The sequence below is a fragment of the Clostridium senegalense genome, assembly GCF_018916625.1.
GTDB classification, from domain to species: domain Bacteria; phylum Bacillota; class Clostridia; order Clostridiales; family Clostridiaceae; genus Clostridium_J; species Clostridium_J senegalense.
In genome coordinates this window covers 1-17796 of the sequence record NZ_JAHLNC010000011.1, presented here as the reverse complement: position 1 = coordinate 17796, position 17796 = coordinate 1, and the positions used below count along the sequence as shown (strand labels likewise).

At 30.2% G+C, this 17796-nt stretch carries 12 protein-coding genes and 1 riboswitch; all 12 genes read left to right on the top strand.

Going from position 1 to position 17796, the window contains the following annotated elements:
- The first annotated feature begins 104 nt into the window (after positions 1–104).
- Complete coding sequence (locus tag KQI36_RS15550; RefSeq protein ID WP_216451694.1) at positions 105–3056, top strand: cell wall-binding repeat-containing protein; 2952 nt, start codon at positions 105–107, stop codon at positions 3054–3056.
- A gap of 425 nt (positions 3057–3481) precedes the next feature.
- Positions 3482–4846 carry a collagen-like protein gene (locus KQI36_RS17875; protein WP_216451693.1) on the top strand — a complete coding sequence of 455 codons (1365 nt, stop codon included), beginning with the start codon at positions 3482–3484 and terminating at the stop codon, positions 4844–4846.
- A gap of 408 nt (positions 4847–5254) precedes the next feature.
- Positions 5255–5437: a hypothetical protein gene (locus tag KQI36_RS15540; protein ID WP_216451692.1), complete on the top strand. Its 183-nt coding sequence runs from the start codon at positions 5255–5257 to the stop codon at positions 5435–5437.
- Between the two features lie 472 nt (positions 5438–5909).
- Positions 5910–7397 (top strand): cell wall-binding repeat-containing protein, encoded by a 1488-nt coding sequence (locus KQI36_RS15535; protein WP_216451691.1) that lies wholly within the window; start codon positions 5910–5912, stop codon positions 7395–7397.
- 458 nt (positions 7398–7855) lie between these two features.
- Positions 7856–8033: riboswitch (Lysine riboswitch) on the top strand.
- Between the two features lie 175 nt (positions 8034–8208).
- The gene (kal, locus tag KQI36_RS15530) at positions 8209–8589 is read left to right on the top strand and encodes a 3-aminobutyryl-CoA ammonia lyase (RefSeq protein WP_010293644.1); all 381 of its coding nucleotides are present in this window, start codon (positions 8209–8211) and stop codon (positions 8587–8589) included.
- Between the two features lie 294 nt (positions 8590–8883).
- A complete protein-coding gene (gene kce / locus KQI36_RS15525; RefSeq protein WP_010293643.1) occupies positions 8884–9711 on the top strand; it encodes a 3-keto-5-aminohexanoate cleavage enzyme in 828 nt (275 codons plus the stop codon).
- A 123-nt stretch (positions 9712–9834) separates the two neighbouring features.
- Positions 9835–10878, top strand: a complete 1044-nt coding sequence (gene kdd, locus KQI36_RS15520) for an L-erythro-3,5-diaminohexanoate dehydrogenase (protein WP_216451690.1) — start codon at positions 9835–9837, stop codon at positions 10876–10878.
- Between the two features lie 146 nt (positions 10879–11024).
- The gene (kamA, locus tag KQI36_RS15515; protein ID WP_216451689.1) at positions 11025–12314 is read left to right on the top strand and encodes a lysine 2,3-aminomutase; all 1290 of its coding nucleotides are present in this window, start codon (positions 11025–11027) and stop codon (positions 12312–12314) included.
- Positions 12315–12387: 73 nt separating this feature from the next.
- Complete coding sequence (gene kamB, locus KQI36_RS15510) at positions 12388–13410, top strand: lysine 5,6-aminomutase reactivase subunit KamB (protein ID WP_216451688.1); 1023 nt, start codon at positions 12388–12390, stop codon at positions 13408–13410.
- Positions 13411–13412: 2 nt separating this feature from the next.
- The gene (gene kamC / locus KQI36_RS15505) at positions 13413–14885 is read left to right on the top strand and encodes a lysine 5,6-aminomutase reactivase ATPase KamC (RefSeq protein ID WP_216451687.1); all 1473 of its coding nucleotides are present in this window, start codon (positions 13413–13415) and stop codon (positions 14883–14885) included.
- Between the two features lie 122 nt (positions 14886–15007).
- Positions 15008–16564 carry a lysine 5,6-aminomutase subunit alpha gene (kamD, locus tag KQI36_RS15500; protein ID WP_010293636.1) on the top strand — a complete coding sequence of 519 codons (1557 nt, stop codon included), beginning with the start codon at positions 15008–15010 and terminating at the stop codon, positions 16562–16564.
- Positions 16564–17352: a lysine 5,6-aminomutase subunit beta gene (kamE, locus tag KQI36_RS15495; RefSeq protein ID WP_010293635.1), complete on the top strand. Its 789-nt coding sequence runs from the start codon at positions 16564–16566 to the stop codon at positions 17350–17352. Before kamD ends, kamE begins: the two co-directional genes overlap by 1 nt.
- The last annotated feature ends 444 nt before the right edge of the window (positions 17353–17796 follow it).

Below are 17796 nucleotides of genomic sequence, written 5' to 3'. Positions count from 1 at the left end.
TACATTTTTCTATTATAGCTTAATAAATTTATATATTTTACGATAAAAGTTATATTAGAATTTTTAATTTTAATATAACTAATTATGTTAGGAGGGGGAAAGTTTTGAAACGATGTTTTAAAATTTTGTCTTCATTTATTATAGGATTAAGTATAATAATGAGTTCAATACCTACTTTTGCTGCAGTAGATATTGGAACAGATGTGAAAAAAATATATGGCAAGGATAGATATGCTACGGCAGTGGAAGTTAGCAAAGAAGGGTGGAAAAATACTGATGTTGCTATAATAGCAAACGGTTTGGGGTTTGCAGATGCGTTGTGTAGTACACCATTATCAAAAGCTATAGATGGACCTATTTTGCTTACAAGTCAGAATAATTTACCTACTGATACAAAAAATGAGTTAAGAAGATTGGGTGCTAAAAGGGTTTATATAATAGGGGGAACCGGTGCAGTAAGCAATAAGGTAGAAAAAGAAATAAAGGGGATGGGTATAAAAATATCTAGGTTAGGTGGAGCTAATAGATATGATACATCTCTTGAAGTTGCAAAAGAATTAAGTAAGTTTGTAAACATAAATAATATTATGGTTATATCCGGAGAGGAAAGTACTCAAGGTGCAGATGCACTTTCAGTTGCACCATTGGCTGCATTAAACAATATGCCAATGGTACTTACATCTAAAAAAGAAATGCAAAGTAATATTAAAAGTTGGATAAATAGACAATATCCGGACAATACATATGTAATAGCTTCAAACAAAACTATAGATGATAAAACAGTTGCAGATTTACCACGAATTGAAAGGATATATGGAAAAGATAGGTATGATACTAATTTAAAAGTTTTAGATAAATTTAATTTTTATTTAGAATATGATAATGTATATGTTGCTCAAGGAACACCTCCAGGAACAGTAGATGCACTAACTACAGGTCCGTTAGCAGCTAAAAAGTCATCGCCGTTGCTTTTAGTATCAAATAAAATATTATCATCTCAAAAAAGTTATTTAAAAGGTATAACAGCTAATGAAGTTGTAGGTGTTGGAGGCATGGTAGAAAATAATATTTTATTAGATTCTGCTCAAATATTTGATAATAGAATTGCAACAAAAGTTAAAAGTATGACTATATTAAATAGAAGAAATATAATATTGGAGTTTAATGGAATAGTAAAAGAGTCTCCAGCTAATATAAAAGAAAACTATGAGATATTAGGAACTAATATAATAAAATCAGAATGTATAGATGGATATGACAAAGTTCAACTTACATTTAAATCTGATTTGACAGACAGTAAAATAAGTACATTAGAAGGTAAAATAAGTAATGTTGTAGGGAAAAATATTACAATAGGCTTTGATAGAAAAGATATACCAGTAAAAGATATGGTAACAGATAAAGTCAAACCTAAAATTTCTAATATAAGTGTTTTAGATTTTGCTGATGGAACAGGTGCAAACGGAGTCAAGAAAAAAATAACTATCAAGTTCAGTGAAGATGTTAATGAAGAGGATGCAAAAGATATAAAAAATTATAAAATAACAGATAAAAATGGAGAAGAACTTAGAATTATAAAAATAGAATTTAATAAAGCAGTACCTAGTGAAGTTAACATAATAACTCCAAGTGTCAATGATACATCTAATTATAAATTGGAAGTAAAAGGGGTTAGAGATTTATCAAATAATATAATGGATCCATATTCTAAAACTATAAGTTTAAAAGATACAACAAAACCAAAGGTGATACATTTTGAAATTACTAACACTTCTGCATCTAATATAGTATTTATTGATATAACATTTAGTAAGCAGATGGATGAAAAATCAGCTACAACTGTTAGTAATTATATAATTAAAGATTCAACAGGAAAAACTGATTCTAAAATGATTAAAGATATAGAATTTAATCAACTTACAAAAGACAGCGTAAGGCTTACTATAGAAAATGTTGTTTTAGATGGTACCTGTAACATGACAATAAAAGGTATAAAAGATACTGTAGGAAATATTATGGAACAATATGATACTAAGTTAATGCTTAATTTAAATAGACCTAATATTTTACAACCAGTTCCATATGATACTCCTGATAAATTAGGTGAAAATAAGTTTATTATAAGAGCACAATTTGATAGAACTATGAATGATAAAGATGTTCAGAACATCAGAAATTACTCATTAGTTTCAGAGAATAATGTTCAAGTTACTATAGAAAGTGTAAAATACGACCCAATAACTAGAATAGCTACAATTACAACCAAAACATTAACGGAAATTGGAAACTATACACTTTGGGTTAGAGGCGTTAAAGATTCAACAGGTGTAGAATTATTACCTACAAAAGTACCACTTCAAACTAATATAATTTATAGACCAGGTGTTATAGGTGCTGAACTGCAACAGTCAGAAACTAGATTTAAAGATATCCTTGTAGGTTTTGATACTAAAATGGATGCAAGAACTGCCAATGATAAAAATAATTATATCTTAACTAAAATGAATACAGAAACTCCAGAAGTTGTTAGAATAAAATCAGCTAGATACTCTACTGGCACTATAGGAGGAAGGGTTATGCTAACTACAGAAGATTTTAGTAGTAATGGGATTTATAAACTTACAATAAAAAATGTAAAAGATGCAACAGGTGTAAGTATTAATGAAAGTGATGCAATGGTTACTATAGATAATATTAAACCACAGGTAGCTGAAGTTTCAGGTGTATTTGATAAATATGATAGATTAAATATTAAATTTAGTGAGGCTATGTCAAGAATTGATGTAGAAACCAATTCTAATTACTCTTTAAAATACACAATAGATGGAGAAGAGAAAACTATAGGAATTAAGAGTGTAGTAAGCAATGGTAATATAGCAAGTATTATATTAGATGAGGAGTTGAAATCTGGCATAATTTATCAATTGAATATTGATGGAATTTACTCAGAAAAAGCTTATAATGGAGCAACCCTTAAGATGGAAGAGTGTAAATTTAAATTTCAAAGAAAAGTTGATCCTGCTAATGATAAAGATGTAATAATAGAAATAAAATAAAATAAAACTGATTAGAAGCGTTGACTTCTAATCAGTTTTTTATAATTAAAAAAGTAATATTGAATTTTTTATCCTATAAGAGCATTAAATTAGGAATAATTAACAAATAAGTCAGTACCCGTACATATTTGTAATGAATATTTTATCAGTAAAATACTATGATTAGAGTTTATAGTCTCTTTTCATATTGTGATAAATATGATTAAAATATTTAATTTTCTATTTCTTCGCATATGTTAAAATTAAATTTAATATTTTTTATTTACATGTGTAAATTTTATAATTAAACAGTTTATCAAGTATTTATATTAAACTTATTGTAATTACCTATTATGTAACAAATTAAATAATATCGTCATAGTATATAGAGAAAACATTACAACTAATTGTAGTTTAATGGAGAACTATAGGAGGAGATATGTGTTATGAGTTTTAAATCACCTATTGATGTTAATAAGTTAGATTATAATACTAGAAGAAAACTAGAAGCTATAGTTAATTTTATTAATGAACAGCAAGGAAATAATAATGAAACTACAGAAAATGAAATTATAGAAGATGAAACTATAGAAAATTACGATGTAGAAGAATCTTGCGCTTATAATAATGGTGGAAATGACAATTATTATTGGAATGATAATTGCCATAACAATAATTGTTGTAAACCGCATCATGACGATTGTCACCATCATCATGATCATTGTTGTCCATGTCCAGACAATTTAGTAGGACCAAGAGGACCACAAGGTAATCCAGGACCAAGAGGACCACAAGGACCAATAGGACCAATGGGACCACAAGGACCACAAGGACCAAGAGGCGAAAGAGGCCCAAGAGGTTGTGCAGGACCAATGGGACCAAGAGGTGAAAGAGGCGAAAGAGGAGAAAGAGGTCCAATGGGACCAATGGGACCAAGAGGTGAAAGAGGCGAAAGAGGAGCAACAGGAGCGACCGGAGCAACTGGAGCAACAGGACCAATGGGACCAAGAGGTGAAAGAGGCGAAAGAGGAGCAACTGGAGCAACAGGAGCAACTGGAGCGACAGGGGCAAGAGGACCAATAGGACCAAGAGGATTAACAGGACCACAAGGTGAAAGAGGAGAAATGGGACCACAAGGACCAAGAGGCGAAAGAGGAGAAAGAGGAGCAACTGGAGCAACAGGAGCAACTGGAGCAACAGGCCCAAGAGGAGAAAGAGGAGCAACAGGCCCAATGGGACCACAAGGACCAAGAGGCGAAAGAGGAGAAACAGGAGCAACAGGAGCAACAGGAGCAACAGGTCCAATGGGCCCAAGAGGAGAAACAGGAGCAACTGGAGCAACAGGCCCAATGGGTCCACAAGGACCACAAGGACCAGCAGGCCCTCCAGGACCAGTTCCAGGTGGAGTTGGAGTAACAGTAGCTTTTTCAGGTGAAGAAAGTTGCCAAACTGTAAGACCAAATTATCCAATAATGTTTAATACATTATTAGCATTAACTGGTCATGACCATATAGAAGTTCCAACAAATAGAATACCACTAGAAACTCCAGGATTTTACTATGCAAGCTGGAATGTAACTAATCAAGGACAATGTCCATCAGCAATAGCATTAGTATTAAATGGAGAAATAGTTGGCTCAAGTGCAGGAAATTTATGTGGAGAGTCAACCTGTGGAAGTGCAATATTTGAAGTGAGAGAATCTGGAGAATTAGAGCTTATTAATATAGGATGTTCTCCATTAGTAATTGGAAGTTGCCAATGTAATGTACCATTTGGTTGTACTTTAACAGTATTTAAAATATTAGAATAATAAATTAGGGTAACCTTTGTAGGTTACCTTTTTTTGTACAAAGTAGTTAAGATTTAAAAATTAATAGTTAATGAGGAAACTAGAGTTAAATTAAGGATTAAGAATTAAGGAGAGTAAAATCTGAGTTTGAGAGATAAAACCAATTAAAAACTATGTCCAAAGTTCACAGCTGTAACAAGAAGGACAGGCGTACCGAAGTATATTTTCCATAAGTTATTTTCACAGTGAAATTGAAAGGTTATCAATAAAATATAAAGCAATCAAAGCCGGTCCTAAAATAGCAGCTTTGCTGCGTAGATGTTTGGGACCGACTTCAAGTAATATTGGAGAGAAACTAAAATCAACAAAAGGATCAAATATAAAGTATAGTAAAGTAGCCGATTACTCGTCTGTCCCTCTTGTGATGGTATGAAAATTTTGGTGAATTACTTTCTTAGATTTTTAGATAACTTTTTAGAAATTGTTAGTGGACAAAGGACAATTTGTTTAGGCATTGACAATAATGAAAGAAACTGGGCTGTCAGTTTTTTTGAATTGTTGGGGACTGGCTTTGATTTTTTAGGTAGAAACTTAAAGTTAGGAGAGCTTTAGATAGTTAATAGTTAAGAATTAATAGTTAAGAGTTTAGGATGAAAGTGGCACCCATTTTCTTTTTAATCTATAAATATAATTTGCATTGCAAATTTATATAAAAGTACGTTGAAAATTACTAGGAATGAAGTGAGTAGTAATAACCACAACTGTTAACTATTCACTGTTAAATTTTAACTAAAAATATATAATATTTTTAAAGTATACAGCCGTAACAAGAAGGACAGGTTCACTTAGTTGTATCACCATAAAAAACTCTAGTACTCAATAAAAAGGCTAGATAAAATAAATTATAGAGCGAAGAACCAGTACCTTAGTTATGAAATAAATGTAGATAAATAGATTATTACATAAAACACTTTAGATAATTTGCGAAAAATGGTAAAATCTAATATAGAAGATAGTTATTGTTATTTTAAAATTGAAAGAAAGTAAAATTAAAATAAAAAAATTAAGAGTAAGGAGTATGAAAATGATAAAGAGAAGTAAATTTTTATCCATTATTCTAATAGGAATTATGGCTACAGTTTCAATTATGCCTGTAAATGTTAAAGCTTTTGATTTATTTGGTAAAAGTAAAAGTGTACAACCTGTAATTTGTGAAAGAATACCTAATATTCCAAACGGTGATAGATATGATACTGCAGTAGGAATATCTCAAAAGGGATGGGAAAAGGGAAGTGATACAGTAATTTTAGTTACTGGGAATGGATTTGCAGATGCACTTTCAGCAACTCCTCTTGCAGGAAAGTATGATGCTCCAATTTTACTAACTCAATCTAATGAAATTCCACAGTGTATTTTAAATGAAATCAGTAGATTGAACCCTAATGAAATAATTATAGTTGGTGGAACTGCTGTCATAGATACTAATGTTGAAAATTCTTTAAATAAGTTTGGTAGAAAAATCAGAAGGATACAAGGACTTAATAGGTATGAAACTTCTGTAAATATAGCAAAAGAAATTGGAGTGAAAAATGGTATAACAGTATCTGATGGTATGGGATTTGCAGATGCACTTTCAATAGCACCTATAGCATCTAACTTACAGATGCCAATAATTTTAACACCTAAGGATTCTGTTACATCAGAGGTGAAAAACTTTATAACAGAAAATAGTATTTCAAAAAGCTATGTGATTGGAGGAACATCAGCAGTTTCTGAAAATGTGGCAAATGAATTTAAAAATATAGAAAGAATTTCAGGTGCAAATAGATTTGAAACAAATGCTAATATATTTAAAAAGTTTATTAGTGATATAAGCTTTGATACTGCTTATGTTGCAACTGGTATGAATTATCCTGATGCCTTAGCAGGTAGTGCCTTAGCAGGAAAAACTAAGTCACCATTAATATTAACAAATGGAAGCATTATAGAAAATGGTAATTTTGAATATATAAGAGGTCAAATGTCAAAAGAAATATATATATTAGGTGGACAAACTGTAATAAATGATTCTGTAATGGATACGTTAAAAAAGGAAATGGGCTATGGAGAAATAAAATATGTTATAGATAAAGATATTGAAGTAAAACATAAATCACAAGCTAAATTACCTACAACAGTGACAGCATTACTTACAGACGGAAGAGAAAAAGAAATTTTTGCTGAATGGGATGTAAGATCGATTGATACATCAAAAATAGGAACAAAATCTTATACTGGAGTAGCTATGGGTAAAGAAGTTACTTTAACTGTTAAAGTAATTCCGGTAATAGAAAAATTAGATGACATAAGTGCGGTAATAGAAAAAGGTGATAAATTTACATTCCCTACAACAGTTAAGGCTACAATGAGTGATAATACTACAAAAGAGTTTAATATTGTTTGGAATAGCACTGCTTTAGATAGCAATAAAGTTGGTATTTATAAATTTATAGGTACAATAGATGGTGAAGATAAAAAAGTAAATTTAACTGTTACAGTAAAAGACATATTTAGGGTTTTAGATATTAAATAAATACAATTAGAATTATGAAATCAGACAGGATTAAAATTAATTTTAGTCCTGTCTGATTTTTTCTTCAACTTTTAAAGTTTTAATATTAATTTAATCATAAAAACTAAAGTGATTATGTCTAATATCGAGTATTGAAGGAGACAGAATAATCTAAGTTAAAAATTGAGTAATATGTAAAAAATAAGATATTATGATAGTAAAATGATGAAAAATGAAACTTTAGCTCAATAAAATATTTGAAAAAAATTAAAATGATACTAAACTAAAAGTTGTTTAATTTCAAATATACGAAAAAATATATAAAAAATTAATCGAAAAATACTTAACTTAACTTAAAATTGTCGAAACAAAATAAAATTTTCTGAAAATAATATTGATTTTTAAAACAATGAATATTATAATATATATAGACGGTGAAATTGCCGTTAAAATTTATTCTATAGCCAAACTAAATATTGTACATAAATAGAGGAGCAAATAATAGGCTAACAATTATGTGATAAAGTGAAGAACCACTGATAATAATTGTGAAGGGTTTATTTGCCGAAAGATTAAAGTTGTTCTTAAGTTTAATCTTGGGTGTAGAAAGGATATTTCTGCAACTGTCATAAGATTTTATGGTGCGCTATTTGTGTGATGAATTATGTTAAATTTCATTGCATCAATGGGTATTATATAATCTTTTGAAATTAAAAGAATATGTTATATAATGCTCTGATAAGTGCTGAAATTTTCAGTGCTTTTTTATTTTGTATAAAATTATTTTATACAAAACATTGTATTTCAATTATTATATGGGGGTGGATTACATATGAAATCTATTATTAGAATGAGAATGAGTGCTCATGATGCACATTACGGCGGAAACTTAGTTGACGGTGCTCGTATGTTACAATTATTCGGAGACGTAGCAACAGAATTATTAATTATCAATGATGGTGATGAAGGATTATTCAAAGCTTATGATAGCGTAGAATTTTTAGCACCAGTTTATGCAGGGGATTATATAGAAGCTGTAGGTGAAATCGTTAAAGTAGGAAATAGTTCAAGAAAAATGGTTTTTGAAGCTAGAAAAGTTATAGTTCCAAGACCAGATATAAATGATTCAGCTTGTGACGTATTAGAAGAACCAATAGTTGTTTGTAAAGCTAGCGGAACTTGTGTAGTACCAAAAGACAAAAAAAGAAAATAGGAAATAATAAATAAGAAATAGAATGAAAGTTTTATATAAAAAGATTTAGTAAATTGTTTAATATATTAATATTTCAATAAGAACGTTTAAAAGGGTTAAAAATATCAATAGATTATGGGAAAAACCTTTATTACAGGGAAGTTCTAAAGACTAACTGGATAAAGTAAAATTTTAAACATACTATGATAACGTTTAGTTATAAAAAACTTGTTAAAAAAATAACAATAATTTATTTGTATGTGTATACAGACGCCAAATTAAATTATTAATGTGTTTTGAAAAGAGGGGAAAAATATGGATAAGTTAATTATTACAGCTGCTATATGTGGAGCAGAAGTAACAAAGGAAAATAATCCAAATGTTCCTTATACTGTTGAAGAAATAGGTGAAGAAGCATATAAAGCATATAAAGCAGGTGCAAGTGTAATTCACTTACACGTTAGAGAAGACGACGGTAAACCAACTCAATGTAAGGAAAGATTTAAAGCTTGTATTGATGAAATAAGAAAAAGATGTAAAGATGTTATAATTCAACCATCAACAGGTGGAGCGGTTGGAATGTCTAATGCAGAAAGACTTCAACCAGTTGAATTGAAACCAGAAATGGCAACACTTGATTGTGGTACTTGTAACTTTGGTGGAGACGAAATTTTTGTTAATACAGAAAATACAATAAAAGAATTTGGAGAAAAAATGATCGCTTTTGATGTAAAGCCTGAAATAGAGGTTTTTGATAAAGGTATGATCGATATGGCAATAAGATTAGAGAAAAAGGGATTTATTAAGAAACCTATGCACTTTAACTTTGTAATGGGTGTAAATGGTGGTATAAGTGCAGACATGAGAGACTTCTTATTCATGAAAGATAGTATACCAGCAGGAAGCACTTACACAGTTTCAGGAATAGGCAGAAATGAATTTACATTAGCTGCAATGTCAATACTTGCTGGAGGACATGTAAGAGTTGGATTTGAAGATAATGTATATATATCAAAAGGTGTGCCAGCAGAATCTAATGCTCAATTAGTTGAAAAGGTAGCTAAAATAGCAAAAGAATTAGGCAGAGAAATAGCAACACCAGCTGAAGCTAGAGAGTTATTAAACCTTAAACCATTAAGTTAATAAGGTAAAAATTAGGGTTAGATTTAATATAGTTATTTTGGGGAATTTAATTATATAGAGAAATATTATAAAAAACGGATAGAAAAAACGTGTTGAAAAACGTGATTTTGAAAGGGGATAATTATGAATAAAGGTTGCAAATACGGAACACATAGAGTTATAGAACCAAAAGGTGTATTACCACAACCAGCATTAAAAATAAGCAATGATATGAACATCTATGATAACGAGATATTAATAGATGTACAAGCTTTAAATATTGATTCTGCTAGTTTTACACAAATAGAAGAAGAAGCAGGACACGATATTGAAAAAATAAAAGCTAAAATATTAGAAATAGTTGCTGAAAGAGGAAAAATGCAAAATCCAGTAACTGGATCAGGCGGAATGTTAATAGGAACTATAGAAAAAATAGGAAAAGAATTAGATGGAAAAATAGATTTAAAAGTTGGAGATAAGATAGCAACATTAGTATCTTTATCATTAACTCCATTAAAAATAGAAGAAATAATAGACATTAAACCAGAAATAGACAGAGTTCAAATAAAAGGAAAAGCTATATTATTTGAAAGTGGAATATATGCAAAACTTCCAGAAGATATGGAAGAAACATTAGCATTAGCTGCACTAGATGTAGCTGGAGCACCAGCACAAGTTGCAAAACTTGTTAAACCATGTGAATCAGTAGTAATACTAGGTGGAGCTGGTAAATCAGGAATGCTTTGCTGTTATGAAGCAGTTAAAAGAGTTGGACCAACAGGAAAAGTTATTGCATTAGTTAGAGATGAAAATGAAGCTGCAAGACTTAAAAAATTAGACTTTGGACCAACATTAGAAATAGTTATAGGAGACGCAACTAAACCAGTTGAAGTTATGGAAAAAGCTTTAGCTCATAACAATGGAAAAGAAGTTGATGTTTCATTTAACTGTGTAAATGTACAAAATACAGAAATGTCAACAATATTACCTGTTAGAGATGGAGGAACAGTTTACTTCTTCTCAATGGCAACAGGATTTGCAAAAGCAGCTTTAGGAGCTGAAGGTGTAGGTAAAGACGTAACTATGATGGTTGGTAATGGCTATACTATAGGACATGCAGAAATAACTCTTCAAGAAATAAGAGAAAATGAGAACTTAAGAAAAATGTTCACAGAATTATACGCTTAATTAAATAATTGAAGATTTATTTTTATAATATAGGGGAATTTTTCGTTTCAATTATAAAATAATAAAAACATTGTAAAAACAGGGTTGTCAAAATAATATTTTTTAAAAGCATAGAAAGAATATTTTAAAAATGGGGGAAAATAATCATGGTAAATAGAAGATATGAATTATTTAAAGATGTTACTGACGAGCAATGGAATGACTGGAGATGGCAAGTTAAAAACAGAATAGAAACAGTTGAAGAATTAAAAAAATACATACCTTTAACTGCAGAAGAAGAAGAAGGAGCTAGACAATGTTTAAAAACTTTAAGAATGGCTATAACTCCTTACTATCTATCATTAATAGATCCTAACGATCCACATGATCCAATAAGAAAACAAGCTATACCAACAGCTTTAGAACTTAATAAATCTTGTGCAGATCTTGAAGATCCATTACATGAAGATACAGACTCACCAGTTCCTGGACTTACTCATAGATATCCAGACAGAGTTTTATTATTAATAACTGATATGTGCTCAATGTATTGCAGACACTGTACAAGAAGAAGATTTGCTGGACAAAGTGATGATGCTATGCCAATGGCAAGAATTGATAAAGCAATAGAATATATCAGAAATACACCTCAAGTTAGAGACGTATTATTATCTGGTGGAGACTGTTTATTAGTTGATGATAAAACTTTAGAGTATATCATAAGTAAATTAAGAGAAATTCCACACGTAGAAATAGTAAGATTAGGCTCAAGAACACCTGTAGTTCTTCCACAAAGAATTACTCCAGAGCTTGTTTCTATGCTTAAAAAATATCATCCAGTATGGTTAAATACACACTTTAACCATCCAAACGAAATAACTGAGGATTCAGCAAGAGCTTGTGCTATGCTTGCAGATGCAGGAGTACCACTAGGAAACCAAAGTGTTTTACTAAGAGGTGTTAATGACTGTGCTCATGTTATGAAGAAATTAGTTAATGAGTTAGTAAAAATAAGAGTTAGACCATACTACATTTATCAATGTGACTTATCAATGGGATTAGAACACTTTAGAACACCAGTTTCTAAAGGAATAGAAATAATGGAAGCTTTAAGAGGACATACTTCTGGATACTGTGTTCCAACATTTGTTGTTGACGCTCCAGGTGGTGGTGGAAAAACACCAGTTATGCCAAACTACGTTATTTCTCAAAGTCCAGAAAAAGTTATATTAAGAAACTTTGAAGGTGTTATAACTACTTATACTCAACCTTCAGATTATACATCTGACTGTCACTGCGAAGCTTGCAGAGGCGACAAAGAAACTCATAAGGTTGGAGTTGCTGGATTATTAAATGGAGAAGCAATGGCTATGGAACCAGTAGGTCTTGAAAGAAATAAAAGACATGCTGGAAGCGAATGTAGCTGTGGTGAAGTTGCTTCATGTAAAACAAACTAATATTAAAGTTAATTAAAAGGGAAAAGAGAGTATTCTCTCTTTTCTCTAAAATTTAACTTAATTAGAGAGTTTAGTGAATATTTTAGATTTAATAAAGGACTATGAAAGTTTATCTATCATTGGCATGAACAAAAATGTAGGAAAAACCACTACATTAAATAAAATTTTAGAAGATACAAGAGGTAAGTATACTCTTGGATTAACTTCAATTGGCCGTGATGGAGAAGAACTAGATAGAGTTACAGCAACTGAAAAACCAAGAATTTATGTTGAAAAGGATACGATTATAGCTACAGCTAAAGAATGTTTATTCAATAGCGATATAACTAGAGAAATATTAAAAACTACTAATATACACACTCCAATGGGTGAGATTGTTATATGTAGGGCCTTAAGTGATGGATATGTTGATTTAGGAGGTCCTTCTGTAAACTCTTATATGGCAGATATAAAAAATGAACTTTTAAACTTTGGATGCGACTTAGTGATTGTTGATGGTGCTTTAAGTAGAAAGACTTTTGCATCTCCCACGATAACAAAAGCTACTATTTTATCCACCGGAGCAGCACTTTCAAGAAGCATGAGAAAAGTTGTTGAGGAAACTTCGCATACTGTAAATCTTCTAAGTTTACCCCATGAAACAAATGAAGATATATTAAAGATATGCAATGAAGAGTTTGAAGATAAAAGGGTTGGAATTATATTTAAAGATTTAACTTTTAAATCTCTAAATATAAAAACTTCTTTAGAAGCAGCAAAAGAAGTATCATCACTTTTAGATGAGAACGTAGCATATGTCCTTATAAGAGGTGTTTTAACAGATAGCGTTATAGAAGGAATTATGAAATCTACTAATTTTTATAAAAACATAACTTTCCTTTGTGAAGATGGAACTAAATTATTTTTATCAAAAGATAATTTATACAAATTTACAAAACAAGGAGGAGTTATAAAGGTTTTAAGTCCTATAAAGGTTTTGTGTGTTACAACAAATCCAAAATCTCCATATGGATATGAGTTTGATAAGCAGAAATTTGTTGATGCTTTAAAAGAAGAACTTGATATACCTGTTTTTGATGTAATTGGAGGAGTATAGTAATGAAGTTTTTAGATAATGAACAGAAAAAACAAATTGGTTTTGATTTTCTTATGGAACAATTACAAACTATAACATTTTATGGTTTAGAAGAAAAAAAGAAGTTAAAACCGTATAAAAAAGATGAAAGAGCTAATTTAATTGTTGAACTTGATGATTTAGATAAGCTTATAAAGGCTATAAATAACAATAAAGATAAATTTAGTGAAGTACAAAGACTTTTAAGAAAAGTAAAAGATATAAAGAATTCCATAAAAAGAATGCTAAAGGAAGAAACTTTAGATGAAGTAGAATTATACGAAATAAAATATTTTTCCATGATTATAGAAGAACTAAAAATAATTATAGAAGACTTAAACTTACAAATTGAATCCATAAACTTTATTTCTCTTAAAGAAGTTATAAAGATTTTAGACCCAGAAGATAAGAATATACCTACTTTTTATATATATGACGATTATTCCAATGATTTAAAAGAAGTTAGAAGAAAAAAATCAAATATAGAAAAGAAGATATTTTCAACAGATGATGAAGATACAATATGTACTTTAAAAGAAGAGAGACTAAAACTTGTAATTGAAGAGGAAAATGAGGAACTAAGAATAAGACAAGCTCTTACAAAATCCTTGAAAGAGTTTGGAGAGAACATATTATATAACATAAAATGTATAGGAATCCTTGATTTTAAAATAGCAAAAGCTAAAATGGCAATTGATTATAATGCTATAAGGCCTAATATTATAGACCATATGAATATTGAACTTGTAGAGGCTTTTAATCCAGAAGTAAAAAGTGTTTTAAATAAAAAAGGAAAGAAATTTACCAATCAAACAATTACTATAAAAAGCGGCACAACAGTAATAACTGGGGCAAATATGGGAGGAAAAAGTGTAACTTTAAAAACTATAGTTCTAAACTTGTTTTTAGGACAAATGGGATTCTTCGTATTTGCAAAAGAGGCCACCTTCCCAATTTTAGACTTTATACATTTCATATCTGATGATATGCAATCTATATCCAAAGGTCTTAGCACTTTTGGAGCAGAGATTATAAAGTTAAAAGAAGTTGTTGAATGTGTAAAAAGAGGAGATGGATTTGTAGCATTAGATGAATTTGCTAGAGGAACAAATCCAAAAGAAGGTTTTTATCTTGTAAAATCATTAGCTTTATATTTAAATAACTTTTCAACTATTAGTTTAATATCCACTCATTATGATGGAATTGTTGAAGAAAACATGGAACATTACCAAGTTATAGGACTTAAAAATATGGATTTTGAAAGTCTAAAATATAAGATAGATTTAAATAAGACAAAATCAGTAGAGACTATACAACAGCATATGGAATATAGATTAGAAAAGGTATCAAAGGAAGATAAAGTTCCTAAAGATGCTTTAAACATAGCTATGTTATTAGGTCTTGATAATGAGATTGTTGATATAGCAAAAGAATTTTATGAAGAACAAAAGGCATAAGCTAGAAATAATTAAGAATTGGGAATGAAATTTCATTTTGTTTCATTTGTCTCTTGTCTAATAAGATTCTCAATTCTTAATTCTTAATTTTAATTATTATTATTTTTATAGGGGGTATGGCAATGGAAAGCAAATTAAATTTAAATTGGGAACTTGTAAACAAAGCTAGAGAATCAGCAAAAAATATTGCTAAAGATACTCAAGAGTTTATAGATAGACATACAACTGTTGCAGTTGAAAGAACAATTTGTAGATTACTTGGAATTGATAATGTAGACGAATTTGGTGTTCCACTACCAAATATAGTTGTAGAGAATATAAAAAATGGAAATGGTTTAGGTGTTGGAGCATCTAAATTTATTGGTAATGCTATGGTAGAGACTGGACTTTCTCCACAAGAAATAGCAGAAAAAGTTTCAAAAGGTGAATTGGATTTAACAAAATTACCTATGCATGATGATTTTGAAATAAAGATGGCTATATCTAAAATTGCTAAAGAAACAGTAACTAAAATAAAAGCTAACAGAGGAAAAAGAGAAGATTATTTAAAAGAATTTGGTGATAAAACAGGTCCATATTTATATGTTATAGTTGCAACAGGAAACATATATGAAGACATAATACAAGCTAAAGCGGCTGCAAAACAAGGTGCAGACATAATAGCTGTTATAAGAACTACAGGTCAAAGTCTTTTAGACTATGTACCATATGGAGTAACAACTGAAGGTTTCGGTGGTACTTTTGCTACTCAAGAAAACTTTAGACTTATGAGAGAAGCTTTAGATGAAGTTGGAGAAGAATTAGGCAGATACATAAGAGTTTGTAACTACTGCTCAGGACTTTGTATGCCAGAAATCGCAGCTATGGGAGCATTAGAAAGACTAGATGTAATGCTTAATGATGCGCTTTATGGAATACTATTTAGAGATATAAACATGCAAAGAACTCTAGTAGATCAATATTTCTCAAGAATAATAAATGGTTATGCGGGAGTTATAATAAATACTGGAGAAGATAACTACTTAACAACAGCAGATGCAGTAGAAGAAGCACATACTGTTTTAGCTTCTCAATTTATAAATGAACAATTTGCTTTATTCGCAGGATTACCAGAAGAACAAATGGGACTTGGACATGCTTTTGAAATTAATCCATGCGTTGAAAATGGATTCTTATATGAGCTAGCACAAGCTCAAATGGCAAGAGAAATATTCCCAAAAGCTCCATTAAAATATATGCCTCCAACTAAGTTTATGACTGGAGATATATTTAAAGGACAAGTTCAAGATGCATTATTTAACATGGTTACAATAATGACAGGACAAAAATTACATCTTCTTGGAATGTTAACAGAAGCTATACACACTCCATTTATGAGTGATAGAGCTATTTCAATAGAAAATGCTAAATATATCTTTAATACAATGAAAGATTTAGGAAGCGAAGTTACATTTAAAAAAGATGGAATAATGGACAGAAGAGTAGAAGAAGTTCTAGGAAAAGCTGCTGATTTATTAAGTGAAATAGAAAAAGAAGGTCTATTTACTACTATAGAACAAGGTAAATTTGCAGGAATCAGAAGACCATTCAATGGTGGAAAAGGACTTCAAGGTGTTGTAGAAAGAGAAGAAGGTTACTTCAACCCATTTATAGAATTAATGTTAGGAGGGGACAAATAATGAGTGGTGGATTATATTCAACAGAAAATAAAGATTTTGATAAAACTCTTGATTTGACTAAACTTAAACCTTATGGCGATACAATGAATGACGGAAAAGTACAAACAAGTTTTACCCTTCCAGTTGAGGATAATGAAAAAGGTGTTGAAGCTGCAATACAATTAGCTAAAGCTATGGGACTTAAAGATCCTAACGTAGCTCATCATGAAGCATTAGATAAAGAATTTACTTTTTATGTTGTTTATGGATCATTAATTCATACTGTAAACTATGAAGAAATTCATGTACAAACTGTAGAAGTTGATACAATGGATATGAAAGAAGTTGGCGAGTATATAAAAGAACACATAAAAAGAGAAGTTGTAATTATAGGTGCAAGTACAGGAACAGATGCTCATACTGTTGGTATAGATGCTATCATGAACATGAAAGGTTTTGCAGGACACTATGGTCTTGAAAGATATGACATGATAGATGCTTACAACTTAGGAAGCCAAGTTGAAAACGAAGAATTTATTAAAAAAGCTATAGAACTTAAAGCTGACGTTCTATTAGTTTCTCAAACAGTAACTCAAAAAGATGTTCACATACAAAACTTAACAAATCTTGTAGAGCTTTTAGAAGCTGAAGGAATAAGAGATAAAGTTATATTAATTTGTGGTGGACCAAGAATAACTCACGAGTTAGCTAAAGAACTTGGTTATGATGCTGGATTTGGACCAGGAAAATATGCTGATGATGTTGCATCATTTGCTGTTACAGAAATAGTGGCAAGAGGCTTACAATAAAATATATGAAAAGAGTTATCTTTAGGATAGCTCTTTTTTTAATTGGAAAGCAAGAGTTTAACTAGTTAATAGTTAAAAGTTCAGGATGAAACTGGACTGCCAGTTTCTTTGAATTAGAGGGATTAAAATTTAAGGTTGAGAGATGAATCTAACTAAAGTTATATTCAAAGTTTACAGCCGTAACAAGAAGGACAGGCGTACCAAAATGTATTTTCCATAAGTTATTTGCACAGTAAAATCATAATGTTATTAATAAAACCTAAAGCAATCAAAGCCGGTCCTTAAGATAGTTAATAGTTAAGAATTAATAGTTAAGAGTTGAGGACCTATAGCCCCCCTAATTGGATTGGACAAAGTTAATTTAGATATTTACAATTATATTAATGAAATTAGGAGGGCTACAATATGTCAAAAGTTGTTTTTAAAAGAAAGTTTTCAGAAGAA

Coding starts and splice junctions, on each gene's coding strand:
- kamA (WP_216451689.1), top strand. CDS start 11,025: ATGGTAAATAGAAGATATGAATTATTTAAAGATGTTACTGACGAGCAA.
- kce (WP_010293643.1), top strand. CDS start 8,884: ATGGATAAGTTAATTATTACAGCTGCTATATGTGGAGCAGAAGTAACA.
- kamE (WP_010293635.1), top strand. CDS start 16,564: ATGAGTGGTGGATTATATTCAACAGAAAATAAAGATTTTGATAAAACT.
- KQI36_RS15540 (WP_216451692.1), top strand. CDS start 5,255: ATGAAAATTTTGGTGAATTACTTTCTTAGATTTTTAGATAACTTTTTA.
- kdd (WP_216451690.1), top strand. CDS start 9,835: ATGAATAAAGGTTGCAAATACGGAACACATAGAGTTATAGAACCAAAA.
- kal (WP_010293644.1), top strand. CDS start 8,209: ATGAAATCTATTATTAGAATGAGAATGAGTGCTCATGATGCACATTAC.
- kamC (WP_216451687.1), top strand. CDS start 13,413: ATGAAGTTTTTAGATAATGAACAGAAAAAACAAATTGGTTTTGATTTT.
- kamD (WP_010293636.1), top strand. CDS start 15,008: ATGGAAAGCAAATTAAATTTAAATTGGGAACTTGTAAACAAAGCTAGA.
- KQI36_RS15535 (WP_216451691.1), top strand. CDS start 5,910: ATGATAAAGAGAAGTAAATTTTTATCCATTATTCTAATAGGAATTATG.
- KQI36_RS17875 (WP_216451693.1), top strand. CDS start 3,482: ATGAGTTTTAAATCACCTATTGATGTTAATAAGTTAGATTATAATACT.